This is a genomic window from Candidatus Puniceispirillum marinum IMCC1322 (genome assembly GCF_000024465.1).
Classification (GTDB): Bacteria; Pseudomonadota; Alphaproteobacteria; order Puniceispirillales; family Puniceispirillaceae; genus Puniceispirillum; species Puniceispirillum marinum.
This window is the reverse complement of the sequence record NC_014010.1, coordinates 1,345,173-1,364,173: the sequence shown is the minus strand read 5'-3', so window position 1 is coordinate 1,364,173 and position 19,001 is coordinate 1,345,173. Positions and strand designations below refer to the sequence as shown.

Here is a 19,001-nt window from a genome sequence, read left to right as displayed (position 1 = left end):
ACAATGACTGGCTATGCGATCATATGATTCTGGATTGCCCATAGCAAAACGGCACCAAGAATCAGCCGGTAATATACAAAAATATTGAAATTGGCGCGCGCTAGCCACGCCATCATTGCCCGCATGGCAAGGAACGCCATCAGACCCGAAAGCAAAGCCACCAGCGCCGCGTCGCTTCCCAGCGCGAGATCGCCATCTTTGATCAGATCATGGGTTTTAAGAATGCCTGCGCCAGCGATCGTTGGCAAAGACAACAATAATGAAAACCGTGCCGCGGTAATGCGGTCAAAGCCTAACATCCGCGCCGCTGTCATGGTGACACCTGAACGCGATGCACCGGGAATCAGCGCGCAAATCTGTGTCAGGCCAATGAATATGGCAGATGAAAAACGCACATCATCCATATTCTTTAGCGCCACTCCATAGCGATCCGCACCCCACAACAGCATCGCAAAGAGCAGATTTGACCATGCCAGCGTTTCAATCATTGTTAGCCAGTTCCAGTTGGCATAATTGACATAAAACCCCGCACCAATAACAGGTATTGTGGCTGCCATCAGCATCAGACCAAAACGGGCATCATTTGGGTTATGTTTACCAAAACTAAGGATGCCGATGATGATGCGTGTAATGTCAGCGCGCAAAAAAAACAGAACCGCAAAGAAGGTGCCAACATGCGCGGCGACATCGATTGTTCGTCCTTGATAGGGCTGGTCGGTTAGAACCGGAATCAAAACCAGATGCCCGGAAGATGATATGGGCAGAAATTCAGTTACGCCCTGTACAAGTGCTACAAGAATGATCATAAAAATGGGCATTGGTTAAGGCTTCTCTATTTTATGGCCATATCTGCTCATAATGGCGGTCTGAAACGCAATTGCAGAGTAATCGACCCGGCCGCACCGGACTTTCATGTTTGTTCTTATCGAATTTGCCTTTATTTCGCAACTCACCACCGCTGTTATCATAATAGTACCGTATTGAGACTAAATTAAAGAATATCAAGGCTAATTACCTACATTGCTTGACGATTTGTCAAATACTAGGTATAAAAAGGTAACAATCATTGACTTTTTATTCTGCGGCGTACGCTGTCACAGCGTGGCGCCCGATTGTGTCGGAATTACAGGAGGCAGAGATGTCATCAAAAATGTTGAAATTTGTGGTAACTGAAAAAGCCATGCCGTCAAAGCGCAAGGCCGATGCCCGGGTTGCCGATTTTGACGAAATCTATGACGATTTCAATGTAGAGGCAGCTGAAACCCAAGCATCACGCTGTTCACAATGTGGTGTGCCATTCTGCCAAACGAACTGCCCTTTGCATAATAACATACCGGATTGGTTGATGATGACTGCCGAAGGGCGGATGCAGGAGGCCTATGAATTATCCTCGCAAACCAATAATTTTCCCGAAATCTGTGGTCGTATTTGCCCGCAGGATCGTTTGTGTGAAGGTAGTTGTGTCATTGAAAAGGGTTTCGAATCAGTCACCATTGGTGCGGTTGAAAAACATATAACCGAAACAGCCTTTGCCGAGGGGTGGGTCAAGCCCGCCGCGCCGCGCGTTGAGCTTGACGAATCGGTTGGTATCATCGGTGCCGGACCAGCCGGTCTGGCGGCAGCCGAAATGTTGCGCCACCGTGGCTATCAGGTGCATGTCTATGATCGTTACGACAGAATCGGCGGCCTGCTGATTTACGGAATCCCCGGTTTCAAGCTGGAAAAATCAGTTGTTGAGCGCCGTGGTCAATTACTTCGTGATGGTGGCGTGCATTTTCATCTTAATGTTGATATTGGGTCTGACATAACCTTCAGCGATATCCGCAAAAAGCATGATGCAGTTCTGGTGGCAACGGGGGTTTATAAAGCCCGTGACATCAGCACGCCGGGAAGTGGACTTGATGGCATTGTGCCAGCGCTTGATTATCTGACCGCCTCAAATCGCAAAAGCCTTGGTGACGAAGTGCCTGCTTTTGATGATGGCCGCCTCAATGCTGAAGGCAAAAATGTCGTTGTAATCGGTGGCGGTGATACGGCGATGGATTGTGTACGTACCGCCATTCGCCAGAAAGCCAAATCGGTCAGTTGCCTGTATCGTCGTGACAAGGCGAATATGCCGGGGTCACAGCGTGAAGTGCAGAATGCTGAAGAAGAGGGTGTTGTTTTCAAATGGCTTTCAGCGCCACAGGCCTTTTTAGGTGATGATAAGGTTTCGGCAGTACAAGCCCAGTCAATCCATTTGGGTCAACCAGACGCAACCGGACGCCAGGTGCCACAAGTCATTGACGGATCTTCGCATGACATGCCGGCTGATCTGGTCGTCAAAGCGCTTGGTTTTGATCCAGAGGATATGCCAAAGATGTTTGGTGATGATGGATTGAGCGTGTCTAAATGGGGCACGATCAGCATTGATTGGAAAACCATGATGACCAGTCAGCAGGGTGTATTTGCCGCTGGTGACATTGTGCGTGGCGCGTCTTTGGTTGTCTGGGGTGTCCGCGATGGGCGCGATGCAGCTGAACAGATTGATGCGTGGATCATGCAGCAGGCAGAGGCCAATGCGCCACGCCGCGCTGGATCAGGGAGCTAATAATGTCACAATATAACAAAAACTTTGATGCAGACGCCTTCATTGCCCGTCGCAAGGCAAATGAGGCCAAACTCACCGAAGCTGGTGTTTATGCCCCTGAGATGGAGCATGATGCTTGCGGTGTTGGTTTTGTTGCAACCCGTGATGGCAAGCCAAATCGTGCTGTTGTTGATGCCGCTATCGAAGCTTTACAGGCAATCTGGCATCGTGGTGCCGTTGATGCTGATGGTATGACAGGTGATGGTGCTGGTATTCATATCGAAATTCCGCGCGATTTCTTTATTGAACATATCGCCCGTACGGGACATGACGATGATGGTGGTCGGCTAGCCGTAGGTATGGTGTTTTTACCCCGTACAGATCTTGCGGCTCAGGAACGATGCCGCTGTATTGTTGAACAGGAAATTCTGGCGTTTGGCCATTCTATCTATGGCTGGCGTCAAGTGCCGGTTGATATTCAGGCGCTTGGTGACAAAGCCAATGCAACGCGTCCTGAAATTGAACAGATTATGTTCTCTATGCCAGCCGATATGTCCGAAGAAGAAGCTGAAATTCAGCTTTATCTTGTCCGCCGCCGTATTGAAAAGGCCGCATTGAATGAATTGATCAGTGACTTTTACATCTGTTCGCTTTCAAGCCGTTCGATCATCTATAAGGGTATGTTCCTAGCCGAACAGGTCACGGCCTTCTTCCCTGATTTGCTGGACACACGCTTTATTTCATCTTTTGCGATTTATCATCAGCGCTATTCGACAAACACCATGCCAACATGGAAATTGGCACAACCATTTCGGGTGCTTGCGCATAATGGCGAGATCAATACGATCCGGGGTAACCAGAACTGGATGACGTGCCATGAAGACCGCATGGAATCTGATCTGTTTGGCGATATGATCGGAGATCTGAAACCGGTGATTGCCAAAGGCAGTTCGGATTCATCGGCACTGGATGCTGTATTCGAGCTCATGGGTCATGCGGGTCGTGCTTTGCCGATGGTGAAAACCATGATGATCCCTGAAGCCATTGATGTCAGTGGCACCAGTAAACGTGCCCAACTCTATGCCTATTGTAATTCTGTTATGGAGCCATGGGATGGTCCGGCGGCAATCGCCGCTTATGCTAATAACTGGGTTATCGCAGGTCTGGATCGAAATGGTTTGCGCCCAATGCGCTATGTCGTAACCAATGACGGTCTGGTGATTGCAGGGTCTGAAACAGGTATGGTCGTTGTGCCTGACGCCAACATTCTTGAGCGCGGTGGTCTTGGACCAGGCGAGATGATCGGAATCAATCTAGCCGAAGGCAAGCTGTATCGTGATGATGAATTAAAAGACGTGATGGCTAACCAGAATGATTATGGCAAGTGGATTGGCCGCGCCGAGCAGATGGATATGGTGCTGGCAAAGGCTAATGGTAAGAGCTCAGAACGCTTGCCAGTGATGGATGCCCGCCGCCGCCAGATGATGGCTGGCTGGACTATGGAAGACATGGAACTTGTCCTCCAACCCATGGCCGAAACGGGCAAAGAAGCCATTGGATCCATGGGTGATGATACGCCGCTTGCGGTGCTATCGAGTCGCTATCGTGGTTTGCATCATTTCTTCCGGCAGAATTTTTCTCAGGTCACAAACCCGCCGATCGATTCGCTTCGTGAACGCCATGTGATGAGCTTGCGCACCCGGTTGGGTAATCTTGGTAATATTCTTGATGAGTCACCAACACAATGTGATCATCTGTTGCTTAATTCTCCGGTACTGACGATTCCTGAATGGGATGCTCTATGTCTGCATCTTGGAAAGAAGGCAACGCATATTGATTGTACCTTTGATGCAGAAGGCGAAGCAGATAATTTCACCACGGCTATAGAACGTATTCAGGCAGAAGCCGAAGAAGCGGTTCGGTCAGGCTGTGAACATGTCATGCTAACGGACCGTGCGGCCTCTGAAACGCGCATTGCTATTCCTATGATACTGGCAACAGGTGCTGTTCATTCGCATCTGGTACGCCAGCAATTACGGACGTTCGCCTCGGTTAATGTGGCTTCGGGTGAATGTCTTGATGTGCATCATTTTGCCGTTTTGATCGGTGTTGGTGCCACAACGGTCAATGCGTATATCGCTGAAGAAGCGATCGCCGAACGTCATGAACGTGGCCTGCTGCCGAATTTAACCGTTAATGATGCGGTTGGTAATTACCGTAAAGCTGTTGAAGACGGCTTGCTGAAAATCATGTCGAAGATGGGCATCTCTATTATTGCCTCCTATCGCGGTGGCTATAATTTTGAGGCACTCGGTCTGTCGCGTGCGTTGGTAGCCAAATATTTTCCTACCATGACGTCACGCGTGTCCGGTCTTGGATTGACTGGTATTCGTACCCGCATTCTGGATATGCACCAAAAAGCCTTTGCGCATGATAATGTAACGCTACCTGTTGGTGGATTTTTCCGGTTCCGTAAATCTGGTGAACGGCATGCTTTTGATGGCCAGATGATCCATGCGATGCAGCATGCTTGTGATACGGGTTCCTTTGCAAGTTGGAAGAAATATTCCAGCCTTGTTGATGGTCAGGGGCCAGTGAATTTGCGCGATTTGATGGATTTCAAACCGGGTGGTGAAGCCGTTGGGATCGAAAGTGTCGAATCAATCACCAATATCCGCAAAAGGTTGGTGTCACCTGGTATTTCGCTTGGTGCCCTAAGCCCTGAAGCGCATGAAACCCTGTCGATTGCGATGAACCGCATTGGGGCAAAGTCGGACTCCGGCGAAGGTGGCGAAGATCCTGCACGCTTCAAACTTCGTGACAATGGTGACAATCCGTCAAGTGCGATCAAACAGATTGCATCAGGCCGATTTGGGGTCACCGCTGAGTATCTGAATAATTGTCAGGAAATCGAAATCAAGGTCGCACAGGGTGCAAAACCGGGTGAAGGCGGGCAATTGCCAGGCATTAAAGTTGATAGCTTGATTGCCCGTTTGCGTCATGCAACGCCAGGTGTAACTTTGATTTCACCGCCACCGCATCATGATATCTATTCGATTGAGGATCTGGCACAGCTTATCTATGACCTCAAACAGATTAATCCTGATGCAAAAGTATGCGTCAAGCTGGTGGCGTCAACAGGTATCGGTACGATTGCCGCTGGTGTTGCCAAGGCCAAGGCTGATGCCATTCTGGTATCGGGTCATGGCGGTGGCACTGGTGCCAGCCCGCAATCTTCGATCAAATATGCTGGTTTGCCATGGGAAATGGGTCTGTCCGAGGTGCATCAGGTGCTGTCGATGAATGATTTGCGCAACAAGGTTGTTTTGCGTACCGATGGTGGTTTGAAAACAGGTCGTGATATTGTTATGGCGGCAATGCTGGGTGCTGATGAATATGGCATTGGTACGTCATCACTGATCGCCATGGGCTGTATCATGGTACGGCAGTGCCATTCAAACACCTGTCCGGTCGGGGTATGTACGCAACGTGATGATCTGCGTGCTAAATTTGAAGGCACGCCAGAAAAAGTTGTCCAGCTCTTCACACATCTAGCCGAAGAAGTGCGCGAAATTTTGGCGTCACTTGGCTTTACCTCGCTTGAAGATGTTATTGGCAGAACAGATTTGCTAAGCCAGGTAAGCCGGGGCGATGCGGCGCTTGACGATCTGGATTTGAATCCAATTCTTGTCCGTGCTGATGCGGATAAGGACGAAATTAGTGCGCGTGACAAACCGCGTACCGAAGTGCCGGACACACTCGATGCCTTGATGGTAAAAGATGCCAGCCGGGCACTTGAATATGGGTCAAAAATGCAGCTTTCCTACAATATCGAAAATACCCAACGCGCGATTGGCACACGCTTGTCATCGCATATCGTGCGCCGGTTCGGCATGACGGGTCTAAAGCCTGGGCATATTTCAGTCCGGCTTCGTGGGTCGGCGGGGCAATCGATTGGTGCTTTTGCCACCCAGGGACTGCGCCTTGATGTGATTGGTGATGCGAATGACTATGTTGGTAAGGGTCTGTCTGGTGGTATGATCGTGGTCCGGCCAGCTGGATCGGTTACCTATAATGCCAGCGAGAACACAATTATTGGTAACACGGTTCTTTACGGCGCGACCTCGGGGCAGCTTTATGCCGCCGGCCGGGCTGGCGAACGCCTATGTGTCCGTAATTCGGGTGCCACAGCCATTGTTGAAGGTAGCGGCTCGAATGCTTGTGAATATATGACAGGCGGTGATGTTGTTATCCTTGGTGAAGTTGGCAATAATTTCGGGGCGGGCATGACAGGCGGTATGGCCTTTATCTATGACAAGGCAGGTAGCTTCCGCGACCGGGTTAATCCGGCAACCCTTGAAATTGTTCGTATTTCCAATGCCCATTGGGCGGATAAGCTTCGTGGCTTGGTTGAAGATCATGCCAAACAGACTGAATCGGCTCTTGCTTTGCGCTTGCTGAATGAGTGGGATTCCGAGATTGGAAATTTCTGGCAGGTTGTGCCAACCGAAATTATTCCTTCGCTAGGCAAGCCCATAGATCATGAGCTGACGCTCGAGCAAACCGCCTAAATGGTGATTTAGGCCGCGCTTGTCCCAAACGTTGTTGCATTCTGTTGCGGTTTTATGTATCGAGCGTCGCTATGTATGAAATTGCGCTACAGACCGACGCCGACACCAAGATTGTTGATGCGTTGATGGATGAGGCCTTTGGCCTCAATCGGCATGCGCGCTCAGTATGGAATTTGCGTCCGGGTGCGCCTGTTGCTGAGATGTGCTTTGTGCTTCGGGATAACGGCATTGCGGTGGGATCCTTGCGGTTCTGGGAAGTGATGCTGGGAACGCACCCCATTCTGTTGCTTGGCCCGCTTGCTGTGCGGCCTGATTTGCGAGGAAAAGGCTATGGCAAGGCATTGGTGTCTGCTGGTCTTACCCATGCCAAATCCTTCAATTGGCCAGCCATTTTGGTATCTGGGGAAGTTGATTACTATCCGAAATTCGGATTTGTTCCAGCCGCGCCATACGATGTTCAATGGCCGGGTTTCATAGAGCCAGAACGGCTTCAGTTCTTTGAGCTCAAGAATGGTTTTTTGGCTAGTCTGGTGGGGCAGAATTTACCTGTCCGCCCTGTTGGGTAATGCCATCCGTAATAAACTATCTGCCAGAGTGGTCTATAAGGTGGTTTTGAACTGGTGAAATCCATCACGATATGTAAACTATAACCAACAGCGCTACATACCCATTCGGGTTGCAGACTATGAAGGTGTCCTGAATTTCATGCATGTACTGCATCACTATCAGCTATCCGCCGCATCGCGTTTCATCCGTTTGGTTCTGGCCGAGAGGGATGTGGTTTATTTGCCAAAGCTGGAAATACCATGGGAGCGTAATGAAGATTTTCTGCGCCTCAATCCTGCTGGTGACGTACCTGTTATGGTTTCCGATAATCATGGCGTGATTGCGGGGGCAATGGTGATCGCTGAATATATCGAAGAAAGCGAAAGCCCAGCCTTGCTGTGGGGTGATATTGCGGCGCGGGCAGATATTCGGCGTCTTGTGCATTGGTTTGAAGTCAAGTTTGCTAACGAGGTTGGTACCCCCTTATTGTCTGAGCGGGTGATAAAACGATTTTCTGGCGAAGGGCAGCCATCTTCAGCTGTTATTCGGGCAGCGCTAAGCAATCTGAACATCCATATGCAATATATTGATTGGCTTGCCGAACAGGGAAGCTGGCTGGCTGGCAAGCAACTATCGCTGGCAGATCTGGCAGCGTCGGCGCATTTGTCGGTTCTGGATTATCTTGGTGACATAAATTGGGAAAAGCATCCAGAAGCCAAAACATGGTATGCTAAAATGAAGTCACGACCGTCATTCCGCGAATTGCTGGCGGATCAGGTGATTGGTCTGAAACCCCCAGCCTATTACAGCAACACCGATTTTTAGGCCGCTTTAGCTAGCTTTATGGACGCATCTATTTAGTTTAGTTATGTTGGATGCAGCGCACTAGATTGGCGATCGTTTGCCCTAGCAAATCAAGCTGAGCTGGTTCTGAAAACCGATGCGTTGCGGTTTTGTCGAGATGCAGAAGCACATCATCGGAAACAAGCTTTTCCATAATCCGGCTGGCAACCTGCCATGGCACCTCCTCATCCTGCATACCATGTAACAGGCGCACCGGCGCATTGATCTTGATCATGTCACCTTGCAGGTGCAAATGCCCTGCGCCATCTTCAACCAGATGATAGGGATAGATGACAGGCTCATCAGCATAAGGGTTGGGAACCGACAGAAAGCCGGTTTGCTTCATGGCTGATTGTGCATCCTTATCCAGCTTGTCCCATATCAATTCTTTGGTGAAATCGGGGGCGGCGGCAATGCCAATCAGACCCGCAATGCGCTCCGGCCGGCTACAGGCCGCGTTCAACATGATCCAGCCACCAAGCGATGAGCCAACAAGGATTTGTGGTCCCGCAGTCAGTTGATCTATGACCGCTAGCGCATCTGCAGTCCAATCGGAAATCGCTAGGTCAAGAAAGTTGCCATCCGACGCGCCATGCCCGCGATAGTCGAACCGGATAAACGCATGCCCCTGTGCGCGTGCCCAGTTTTCCATATAAATAGACTTAGTGCCCTGCATGTCAGACCCATGTCCACATAGAAATATGATGCCTGGTTTTTGTCCATCTATCTTGTGATAAGCTATGCGCTGGGTGTCATTTATATCAAGAAAATCAGGTTCATCCATTGTCATTGGCTCTAATCGTCGTTATGAATTTGAAGTATCTTAGACATTTTGATCGAAAAGTTCATTGAATTTATGGCTAATACGCCTCGCTTAAGCAAAACGAATACGCCTCAGGATCAACGGCCCGTGATTGTGCAGATACTGCCAGCTCTTGGTCGCGGAGGAGTCGAACGCGGCACAATCGAAATGGCGCAAGCTATCGAAAAAGCTGGTGGCCGTGCTGTGGTGATTTCGGCTGGTGGGCCGCTTGAACGACATATTGTGCGTTGTGGGGCAACGCATCATACATTGCCTGTGAATGTAAAGAATCCTCTGAAATGGGGTTCGATCCGTCGGCGCTTGCAAAAGATTTTACAGGATGAGGATGCTGATATCGTTCATGTCCGTTCGCGCGCACCAGCCTGGATCGCTTTGCCAGTGGCCAAGACGCTCCGTATTCCTACCGTCAGCACTGTTCATGGCCGGTTTCAGGCACATTCCATTTTCAAACGAATTTATAATGGAAAGATCATCAAAGTAGATCATGTCATCGCCATCTCTAAATATGTAAAGCAGTTGATTACCAGTCAGTTTGTTGGCGTGGAAGAGCGTATGACTGTTATTCATCGTGGTGTTGATGTTGATGTTTTCGATCCACAGGCGGTTAATCAGACGCGGATCATTAATTTCGCAGATTCAGTTGCGTTGCCCGAAGAAATGCCAGTGGTGATGTTGCCAGCCCGACCAACATTGTGGAAAGGGCATGAAATTTTGCTTGATGCCTTGGCCTTGATCAAGGATATGCCCTTTATTTGTCTGTTTGTCGGCGCTGCTGATGGCAAGCAGGCCTTTATTGATAGAATTTCCAGACACGGCACTGATCTGGGACTTGAAGGACGGTTTCGTCTATCGCACGCGGTTGATGATATGCCCGCTGCTTTGATGGTTGCTGATGTGGTTGTGATGCCCTCAATAACCCCCGAGCCCTTTGGCCGCATTTCACTTGAAGCCCAGGCGATGGGACGACCCGTTGTCGCTTTTGATCATGGCGGTGCCGTTGAATCGATCAAGCATGGCCAGACCGGCTGGCTGGCAACACCGGGGGATGCGGAAAGTTTGGCTGACTGCATCCGTCAGGCATTGGAATTGCAAGGTTCCAATCGCCAAGTGCTAGCAGACAAGTCACGCACGCATATCGAGCGCAACTTTTCAACAACGCGAATGTGTAATGAAACGGTTAAGATATATCGTCGAATCCTGCAAAAATCACAGCTTGCTAACACTGGCTAAATGTCCAATGGCTAATTGTCGCTCTTGGCTTGAGTTTGCTAACATCAACAGGTAGCATCTCGCTCGTAAAAATTGTTAAGTGTGTCCTAATAAATGCGCCCCAGACTAAAGATTGTGAAAAGGTTACATGCCAAATATTACCCTTCCTGACGGATCTGTTCGTTCCTTTGACGCGCCGGTAACACCGGCAGATGTGGCGGCCGATATTGGCCCCGGTCTTGCCAAGGCGGCTTTGCTTGCTGTTGTCGATGGCGAAGAGTGGGATTTGACGCGTGCTGTTGATACTGACGTTAATATGGCGCTGATAACGGCCAAGGATGATGCCGCACTGGCTTTGCTTCGGCATGATTGCGCGCATGTTATGGCTGAAGCCGTACTTGAACTATATCCGGAAACACAGGTCACAATCGGTCCGGCTATCGAAAACGGGTTCTATTACGACTTTCACCGTGAAAAGGCATTTTCCGAAGATGATCTGGCATTGATTGAAAAACGCATGCATGAGATTGTTGATCGTGATGAAGCCATTACACGCGATGTCTGGACACGCGATGAGGCGGTTGCCTTCTACGAAAAGAATAATGAGCCTTTCAAGGTTGAACTTGTTGCCGCCATTCCGGCTGAAGAAACCGTTACTTTTTATAAGCAGGGTAATTTTATCGATTTGTGCCGCGGGCCTCATTTGCCATCAACTGGCAAGCTTGGACACGCCTTCAAACTGATGAAGGTGGCTGGCGCCTACTGGCGCGGTGACTCAGACCGGCCAATGCTACAGCGTATCTATGGAACGGCTTGGCGGACGGAAAAAGAACTCAACGCTTATCTGCATATGCTTGAAGAAGCCGAGAAGCGCGATCATCGCAAGCTTGGCAAGCAACTGGATATGTTTCATCTCCAAGAAGAAGCGGCTGGATCGGTATTCTGGCATCAAAAAGGCTGGTTCATCTATCGTGAGATTGAATCCTATGTCCGCCGTCGGCTTGAACAGGCTGGTTACGGCGAGGTTAAAACCCCCCAGCTTGTCGATCGTACCTTGTGGGAAGAATCAGGCCATTGGGATAAATTCCGCGAGAATATGTTCACTGCGCAATCTGAAGATGAGCGCACTCTGGCGTTAAAGCCAATGAATTGCCCCTGTCACGTTCAGATTTTCCGCCAAGGCATAAAATCATATCGTGATTTGCCATTGCGTATGGCTGAATTTGGATCCTGTCACCGGAATGAACCTTCAGGAGCCTTGCATGGTATCATGCGGGTGCGTGCCTTTACGCAGGATGATGCCCATATTTTTTGTACTGAAGATCAGATTACCGAAGAATCGGTTCAATTCTGTGCACTCTTGCAATCAATATATGCCGATTTTGGATTTACCGACGTACGGGTGAAATTTTCTGACCGACCAGAAGTACGCGCAGGAGATGATGCAACTTGGGACAAGGCCGAAAGCGCACTTACTGATGCCTGTAGCGCGGCCAAGCTTGAGACCACTCTAAACCCTGGTGAAGGCGCCTTTTATGGGCCAAAGCTGGAATTTGTTCTGCGTGACGCGATTGGTCGTGACTGGCAGTGCGGCACTTTGCAGGTGGATTTTGTGTTACCTGAGCGTCTGGATGCCGAATATGTCGGCGAAGATGGCAATCGTCATCGGCCAGTTATGCTACACCGCGCCATTCTTGGTTCGATGGAAAGATGGATTGGTATTCTGATCGAACAATATTCAGGGCGGATGCCAAACTGGCTTGCGCCTGTGCAGATTGTTGTCGCATCTATTACTGATAGCGCGAATGACTATGCCGAACAGGTTGCTCGCACTGCCGAAGCGATGGGGCTACGGGTCGAGCGTGATTTTCGTAACGAGAAAATCAGTTACAAGGTGCGTGAGCATAGCGTCATGAAAGTGCCTTTCATTCTGGCTGTTGGTGGCCGTGAAGCTGAGGCCGGAACCGTTGCCTTGCGTCGTCTTGGCTCGAATGACCAGACCGTACTGGACATGAAAGAAGCCTTGGCGATGTTGCGCGATGAAAGTGTGGCACCTGACCTAAAGGCTGGATGATCCAGCAAGACGCAATAGCCAAAAGCGAAGCAAAAATAACAAAATTAAAAAAACTGGCTTAATTACGCTGGTTTTGTTAATAAAAGCCTGTAATACCGCATGATTTGATGTTAACAGAACATCCATATGGTTTATAAAACGGCAAAAGTCGTAACCTTTTGACAAAAACAGGAGAAGTTTAGATAGTACGTCCACACAGTAATGTGCCGCCCGCACAAGATGGCCCGCGCGTGAATGGCGCTATCAGAGCACCACAAGTACGCTGCATTGATCCCGATGGGGGTCAGCTAGGGGTTCTCGATACCCGTGATGCCATCAATAAGGCCGAAGATTTTGGTCTTGATCTGGTCGAGGTTCAACCAAATGTTGATCCTCCCGTATGTAAAATTCTCGATTATGGCAAATATAAATATGAAGCGCAGAAGCGTGCTAACGAGACCCGTAAAAAACAGAAAATAATTGAAGTTAAAGAAATCAAACTCCGGCCGAATATCGATGAGCATGATTATCAGGTCAAAATGCGGGCTGTGAACAAGTTTCTGGGTTCCGGTGACAAGGTAAAGGTTACCTTGCGCTTCCGTGGCCGTGAAATGGCGCATCAGGAATTAGGCGCTAATGTGCTCAAACGCGTGCGTGATGAAACCGAAGATGTGGCAAAGGTTGAATCGCATCCCAAGATGGAAGGCCGCCAGATGATTATGGTCATCGCCCCGAAATAAACATAATAGAAGGGTTGACATTTAGAGTTTTACATTCATATTTGAATAAATTTATAAGCGGTTAGGTTTTTAACCTCTCTGCAAATTTGTAAGGTGAGTTCTTGTTTTTATAAATAGGGGCTCACCTTTTTTATTTGTGAATAATAAATTCAGAGATGTTGTCATGGAAAACAGAGTTTGTATTTTCGTTGATGGAGAAAATCTTAGATTTACAATCAAAAATTTGTTTTCACCAAAATTTTTCAATCATAAAGAATATATGCCGATTGATACCAACTGGGATCAGTTCTTTGATAACATTGCTATTAAGGCATTGCCTGACTACAGAGTTAAGCGCATCAGAACCTATTGGTATGTTATTGATAAAGTTGGATTTTACCCTCCTCTAATCCACCAAAATATGAAACAATCTGAAAAAATTAATTGGTTTGCAAAAAACGAGACATACTTGAATAAAACAAAAAAATCATTCGTTGAAGCATTGCAAGCTTGTTCTAACGCTGACGAAAAAGAAACAAAGTTGGATAAGCTAAGTTCTGATTTGATTGGTTTAAAAGGTAGCGTGGACAGTACGCATAAAAGTATCAGACATAAACAAGACTTGATCGCTAAAGACAATAACGCAATTGAGTTCTGCCGTTCAGGTGAAATTCAATATAACCTTCTAAAAAGACAATATGGAAAAGAAAAAACTGTTGATGTCAATTTATCTTTGGGCATGGTGTTGAAAGCTCCAATATACGATACAGCAATCATAGTTTCTGGCGACCAAGACTATGTTCCTGCGGTTCAGCAAGTGAAAAACCTTGGTAAACATGTAATCAATGTCAGTTTTCAAAAAATAGATGGTGGACTATTACCTGGCGGAGCCCGAAAACTAAATGAAGTTACGGACTGGTCAATGCAAATTTCTTTTCAGGAATTTCAAACTGCATTGAGTTTGGAACAAAAACTTCCACTATCATAGCCTTCGTGATTAGCTGTAATTTGTGATTCTCGTTAATTTTTATCGACAGTAGCAAAAGCCATTGCAAGAGCGAATACCCATCCGATCAGTGACCAGCCAAGGAAAAGATTAATGACTATAATTGACCCTAGGTTACGAACTCCTCTGGTAATGCCAATTATCGATGGCAAAAAATAGATAAAAGCTAAAGTGAGTAGTAATCCTGTAAAATGTGACTCATCCAATTGAAACTCCAAAATAATTCTTTGATTTTAGAAACTATAATTTATAGTGATTAAATTAGCGTTAACGATAATTCGGTTGTTTCTTGGGTTGATTCCCCAGCGTAATGCGCCTATAAACGGCGCTTCGCGTTATTTGTCGCGTCCGGGCCTGAAATAACAGGGCATGCCCGGCCGGCTTATCGCCTGACTGACCGACCCTCGCTTCGTGATATGAGGGGTTTGGGATATGCAGGTCACCTTTATGAAGAAAGAGGTCAAAATGCCCAAGATGAAGACCAAAAGCGGTGCGAAAAAACGCTTTCGCCTGACCGCAAGTGGCAAGGTTCGTGGCTCAGCCGCGTTTCTCAGCCACAATCTCCGCCGTCGTTCCCAGAAAATGAAACGCAAAGCGCGTGGCACCATGATTCTTAGTGATGCCGATGCTCGTATTGTAAAACGTTTCATTCCATACGCATAAGGGAGCTGATAGATGGCACGCGTTAAAAGAGGCACTACAACCCATGCACGTCACGGCAAAGTCATCAAGGCTGCCAAAGGCTATTATGGACGTCGTAAAAATACTTTCCGGACAGCTACGCAGGCGGTCGATAAAGCCCGTCAATACGCGTATCGTGACCGCCGTGTTCGCAAGCGGGAATTCCGCGCTTTGTGGATTCAGCGGATCAATGCGGCTGCTCGCATCCATGGCATCACCTATTCACAGATGATGGGTGGTTTGATCAAGGCTGGGATCGAAATTGACCGCAAGATGCTTGCTGATCTTGCTGTGAATGAACCAGCAGCCTTTACCGCGCTGGTGGAACGTTCACGCGCGGCAAGCTAAACACGCTTCATACCTGAATATTCAGGCCGCAGCTTTGAACGGCGCCAGATCGTTATTTGGTGGTTCAAGGCGGCGGCCTGTTCTATTTTGAACTGATTATTTATCGCCCCTCTGTGATGATACTAACCTTGCTGGAACGGATATTATGCAAAATCTGGAACCTCTATCATCGGAAATTCTGGCAGCTATAGATGCGGCTGAAACACTCGAAGCGCTGGACAATGTGCGCATTGAGGCATTGGGTAAAAAAGGCCGTGTGTCATTGATGATGCGTGATCTTGGCGGGATGGAACCCGAAGCGCGCAAACAGGCCGGACAGGATCTGAACGTCCTCAAGGACACGATCGCCCATGCGATTGAGACGCGCCAGACAATTCTGGCTGATGCGGCGCTTGCCGAAAAGCTGTCTGCCCAGCGTGTTGATGTGAGTTTGCCATCGCGTCCGCATAGTGACGCAAGCCTGCACCCGCTTTCGCGCACAATCGAAGAAGTTGTCGCCATCTTTGCCGAAATGGGTTTCACGGTTGCCGAAGGCCCCGATATCGAGTCGGATTATTATAATTTCACCGCGCTGAATATTCCCGAAGAACATCCCGCGCGTCAGGAACATGATACCTTCTATCTGCCGCCTGATGCTGATGGCAAACGCAAGGTCTTGCGGACACATACCTCGCCGGTGCAGGTGCGAACTATGGAAACCAGCGAACCACCCATCCGGATTATCGTACCGGGCCGCACCTATCGTTCGGATCATGACGCCACCCATTCGCCGATGTTCCATCAATGCGAAGGTCTGGTGATTGGGGATGGCATCCATATGGGGCATCTCAAAGGTTGTCTGATCGATTTCTGCCGCGCATTCTTTGGTGTTGATGATCTGCCGGTACGTTTCCGCCCCAGTTATTTCCCGTTCACTGAGCCATCTGCCGAAGTTGATATTGGCTGTACGCGCGATGGGGGTGGCCTGAAAATTGGCGCTGGTGATGACTGGCTGGAAATTCTTGGCTCTGGCATGGTCAATCCGCGGGTGCTGGAAAACTGTGGCTATGACCCTGACAAATATCAGGGCTTTGCCTTTGGCATGGGAATCGAACGCATTGCGATGTTGAAATATGGCATTCCCGATTTGCGGACATTTTATGACAGTGATCTGCGCTGGATGCGGCATTATGGATTTTTGCCGTTTGATGCGCCGTCGATACACGCTGGTCTGGTAGGGGGTAGTGTCTGATGAAATTTACCCGTGACTGGTTATTTGACCATCTTGATACGGATCGTAGCCTTGATGAGATTCTCGACATTCTGCCCATGCTTGGCCTTGAGGTTGAATCGGTAACTGACCGTGCGGCGGCACTGGCACCTTTTACCATTGCCGAGGTGATATCGGCAGAACAGCATCCGAATGCCGATAAATTGCGTGTTTGTATGGTCAATACCGGATCTGGCGACCCGATTCAGGTGGTGTGCGGTGCGCCCAATGCGCGCGCAGGTATGAAGGGCGTATTTGCACCGGCTGGTGCCTATGTGCCAGGTATTGATCTGACGCTCAAAGTGGGTGAAATCCGCGGCGAGGCGTCAAATGGCATGCTCTGTTCGGAACGCGAAATGCAGTTATCCGATGAACATGATGGCATTATCGATCTGCCTGCTGATGCGCCGGTTGGCGCGGCCTTTGCGCCTTATGCGGGTCTTGATGATCCGGTCATCGAGATTGCTATCACGCCAAACCGTGCCGATTGCCTTGGCGTGCGCGGTGTTGCCCGTGATCTGGCGGCGGCGGGATATGGCCGTTTGAAAGATGTTGATTTTGCGGCGCATGACGGCAGTTATGACAGTCCGGTTAACTGGGCGATCGATCCGGCGGCGAGTGCGCTTTGCCCGCGTATTACCGGACGCGGTTTTCGTGGCCTGAAAAATGGTCCCAGCCCAAGCTGGATGGCTGGTCGTCTGAACGCTGTTGGCCAGCGCCCGATCAATGCACTGGTTGATATCACCAATTATGTGATGATCGATCTTGGTCGCCCGTTACATGCCTATGATGTAGCCAAGATTAATGGTGACACTTTGACCATTCGTCCGGCCAAGGATGGCGAGACGCTGACAGCGCTTAATGAGAAAGAATACAAATTAGACAGCAGCATGGGCATCATCGCCGATAGCCACGGTGCTGATGATTTGGCAGGCATTATGGGCGGCGAACGTACCGGCGTTAGTGACGAAACAACCGAGATGTTCCTCGAATCAGCTATTTTTGATCCGATTTCGGTGGCGACCACGGCGCGCAAGCTGAATATTAATTCGGACGCCCGCTATCGCTTTGAGCGTGGGTTGGATGTGACCTCGCCTGACTGGGTACAGGGGCATGTGGCGCGGCTAGTGCTGTCAATCTGTGGCGGCGAAGCCAGTCATATGGTCAGCGCTGGTGATGGTGCCAACTGGCAACGTCAGATTTTCCTGAGCCATGACAAGGTAGAAAAGCTGACCGGCATGGATGTTCCCGTGGCCAGACAGCAGCAGATTCTGGAAATCCTCGGCTTTACTGTTGATGCCAAAGAAGGCGGCTGGACAGTCAGCCCGCCACCATGGCGCGGCGACATTGATGGTGCTGCCGATCTGGTCGAGGAAATCGGCCGCATTCATGGCTATGATAATTTGACGATGGCACATTTGCCGCGTGAACATGTGGTGGCACAACCATCATTATCGCCAGCTCAGGCACGTCTGTTCCGGGCGCGCCGTGCGCTTGCTGGCCGTGGTCTGATGGAAGCGGTGACATTTTCCTTCCTGTCCGAATCGCACGCACAGGCTTTTGGCGGTGGTGCGGATCACCTGAAACTGGTGAATCCGATCAGTGCTGATCTGTCCGATATGCGGCCGTCTATTTTGCCGAATTTGCTTGCCGCCGCCGCACGTAATCAGGATCGTGGCGAGGCTGATGTGGCCATGTTTGAGATCGGCCCCGTATTTCTGGGTGACAAGCCGGATGAACAACGGACAGCCTGTAGCGGTATCCGGCATGGGGCAAGTGCGCCGCGGGAATGGCATGGCACTATGCGCAAAATTGATGTGTTTGATGCCAAGGCCGATGCCGAAGCGGCTCTTGCGGCTCTTGGTATCCGCGCCGCAGGCATCCAGACGAGTACTGAAGCACTGGACTATTTTCATCCTGGCCGTTCCGGCAGCTTGATTCAGGGACGCACAAAACTAGCCAGCTTTGGCGAATTCCATCCGCGTATTGCCGATATGTTCGGGTTACGCGGTACTGCCGTTGGTTTTGAAATCCATGTCGATGATGTGCCGATGCCAAAATCAAAAGGGCCTGCCAAATCATTGCTGTCCATGTCGGTATTTCAGCCTGTTTCACGTGACTTTGCCTTTATCGTCAATGCCGATGTGTCGGCCGGTGATCTGCTTCGTGCGGTGAAATCGGGGGCTGGTTCTTTGCTGGCTGATATGCGTGTCTTTGACGTCTATCAGGGCGACAATATCGAAGCTGGCAAAAAATCAGTCGCTATAACGATTACGCTAAGCCCGACCAAGGCAACGCTGACCGATGAAGAGATTGAAAAAATTTCTGCATCTGTCATCGCCCTGGCGGCCAAAAATTGCGGTGCTGTATTGCGCGGTTAATTA

At 49.4% G+C, this 19,001-nt stretch carries 15 protein-coding genes; 12 read left to right on the top strand and 3 right to left on the bottom strand.

Annotation, left to right across the window (positions count from 1 at the left end; translation table 11 throughout):
• Nucleotides 1–11 precede the first annotated feature (11 nt).
• Nucleotides 12–818, bottom strand: a complete 807-nt coding sequence (locus SAR116_RS06325) for an undecaprenyl-diphosphate phosphatase (protein WP_013046112.1) — start codon at nucleotides 816–818, stop codon at nucleotides 12–14.
• A 320-nt stretch (nucleotides 819–1,138) separates the two neighbouring features.
• Between SAR116_RS06325 and SAR116_RS06320 the strand changes: the two genes are divergently transcribed.
• The 4 genes from SAR116_RS06320 to SAR116_RS06305 all read left to right on the top strand — a co-directional run bounded on the left by SAR116_RS06320 (nucleotide 1,139) and on the right by SAR116_RS06305 (nucleotide 8,511).
• A complete protein-coding gene (locus SAR116_RS06320; protein ID WP_013046111.1) occupies nucleotides 1,139–2,590 on the top strand; it encodes an NAD(P)-dependent oxidoreductase in 1,452 nt (483 codons plus the stop codon).
• Nucleotides 2,591–2,592: 2 nt separating this feature from the next.
• Nucleotides 2,593–7,140, top strand: a complete 4,548-nt coding sequence (gltB, locus tag SAR116_RS06315) for a glutamate synthase large subunit (protein ID WP_013046110.1) — start codon at nucleotides 2,593–2,595, stop codon at nucleotides 7,138–7,140.
• Between the two features lie 71 nt (nucleotides 7,141–7,211).
• Nucleotides 7,212–7,706, top strand: coding sequence for a GNAT family N-acetyltransferase (locus SAR116_RS06310; RefSeq protein WP_013046109.1), 495 nt, complete (start codon nucleotides 7,212–7,214; stop codon nucleotides 7,704–7,706).
• Between the two features lie 139 nt (nucleotides 7,707–7,845).
• Nucleotides 7,846–8,511, top strand: a complete 666-nt coding sequence (locus SAR116_RS06305) for a glutathione S-transferase family protein (RefSeq protein WP_013046108.1) — start codon at nucleotides 7,846–7,848, stop codon at nucleotides 8,509–8,511.
• A 37-nt stretch (nucleotides 8,512–8,548) separates the two neighbouring features.
• Here the strand turns inward: SAR116_RS06305 and SAR116_RS06300 are convergent, their stop codons facing one another.
• Nucleotides 8,549–9,319: an alpha/beta fold hydrolase gene (locus SAR116_RS06300; RefSeq protein ID WP_013046107.1), complete on the bottom strand. Its 771-nt coding sequence runs from the start codon at nucleotides 9,317–9,319 to the stop codon at nucleotides 8,549–8,551.
• 66 nt (nucleotides 9,320–9,385) lie between these two features.
• Between SAR116_RS06300 and SAR116_RS06295 the strand changes: the two genes are divergently transcribed.
• The 4 genes from SAR116_RS06295 (at nucleotide 9,386) to SAR116_RS06280 (ending at nucleotide 14,321) form a co-directional block, all read left to right on the top strand.
• A complete protein-coding gene (locus SAR116_RS06295; RefSeq protein WP_013046106.1) occupies nucleotides 9,386–10,582 on the top strand; it encodes a glycosyltransferase family 4 protein in 1,197 nt (398 codons plus the stop codon).
• Between the two features lie 127 nt (nucleotides 10,583–10,709).
• Nucleotides 10,710–12,635 carry a threonine--tRNA ligase gene (gene thrS, locus SAR116_RS06290; protein WP_013046105.1) on the top strand — a complete coding sequence of 642 codons (1,926 nt, stop codon included), beginning with the start codon at nucleotides 10,710–10,712 and terminating at the stop codon, nucleotides 12,633–12,635.
• 203 nt (nucleotides 12,636–12,838) lie between these two features.
• Nucleotides 12,839–13,354 carry a translation initiation factor IF-3 gene (infC, locus tag SAR116_RS06285; RefSeq protein WP_013046104.1) on the top strand — a complete coding sequence of 172 codons (516 nt, stop codon included), beginning with the start codon at nucleotides 12,839–12,841 and terminating at the stop codon, nucleotides 13,352–13,354.
• A 163-nt stretch (nucleotides 13,355–13,517) separates the two neighbouring features.
• Complete coding sequence (locus tag SAR116_RS06280) at nucleotides 13,518–14,321, top strand: NYN domain-containing protein (RefSeq protein ID WP_013046103.1); 804 nt, start codon at nucleotides 13,518–13,520, stop codon at nucleotides 14,319–14,321.
• Nucleotides 14,322–14,353: 32 nt separating this feature from the next.
• On the opposite strand, the gene SAR116_RS13485 is transcribed toward SAR116_RS06280, so the two are convergent.
• Nucleotides 14,354–14,491, bottom strand: coding sequence for a superinfection immunity protein (locus SAR116_RS13485; protein ID WP_238531194.1), 138 nt, complete (start codon nucleotides 14,489–14,491; stop codon nucleotides 14,354–14,356).
• A gap of 313 nt (nucleotides 14,492–14,804) precedes the next feature.
• Here SAR116_RS13485 and rpmI point away from each other — a divergent pair, with 313 nt between their 5' ends.
• The 4 genes from rpmI to pheT all read left to right on the top strand — a co-directional run bounded on the left by rpmI (nucleotide 14,805) and on the right by pheT (nucleotide 18,998).
• On the top strand, nucleotides 14,805–15,002 hold the full coding sequence (gene rpmI / locus SAR116_RS06270) for a 50S ribosomal protein L35 (RefSeq protein ID WP_013046102.1): 198 nt from the start codon (nucleotides 14,805–14,807) through the stop codon (nucleotides 15,000–15,002).
• Nucleotides 15,003–15,014: 12 nt separating this feature from the next.
• On the top strand, nucleotides 15,015–15,368 hold the full coding sequence (gene rplT / locus SAR116_RS06265; protein WP_013046101.1) for a 50S ribosomal protein L20: 354 nt from the start codon (nucleotides 15,015–15,017) through the stop codon (nucleotides 15,366–15,368).
• Nucleotides 15,369–15,513: 145 nt separating this feature from the next.
• Complete coding sequence (gene pheS, locus SAR116_RS06260; RefSeq protein ID WP_013046100.1) at nucleotides 15,514–16,599, top strand: phenylalanine--tRNA ligase subunit alpha; 1,086 nt, start codon at nucleotides 15,514–15,516, stop codon at nucleotides 16,597–16,599.
• Nucleotides 16,599–18,998, top strand: a complete 2,400-nt coding sequence (pheT, locus tag SAR116_RS06255) for a phenylalanine--tRNA ligase subunit beta (RefSeq protein ID WP_013046099.1) — start codon at nucleotides 16,599–16,601, stop codon at nucleotides 18,996–18,998. The genes pheS and pheT overlap by 1 nt, the downstream gene beginning before the upstream one ends.
• Nucleotides 18,999–19,001 lie beyond the last annotated feature (3 nt).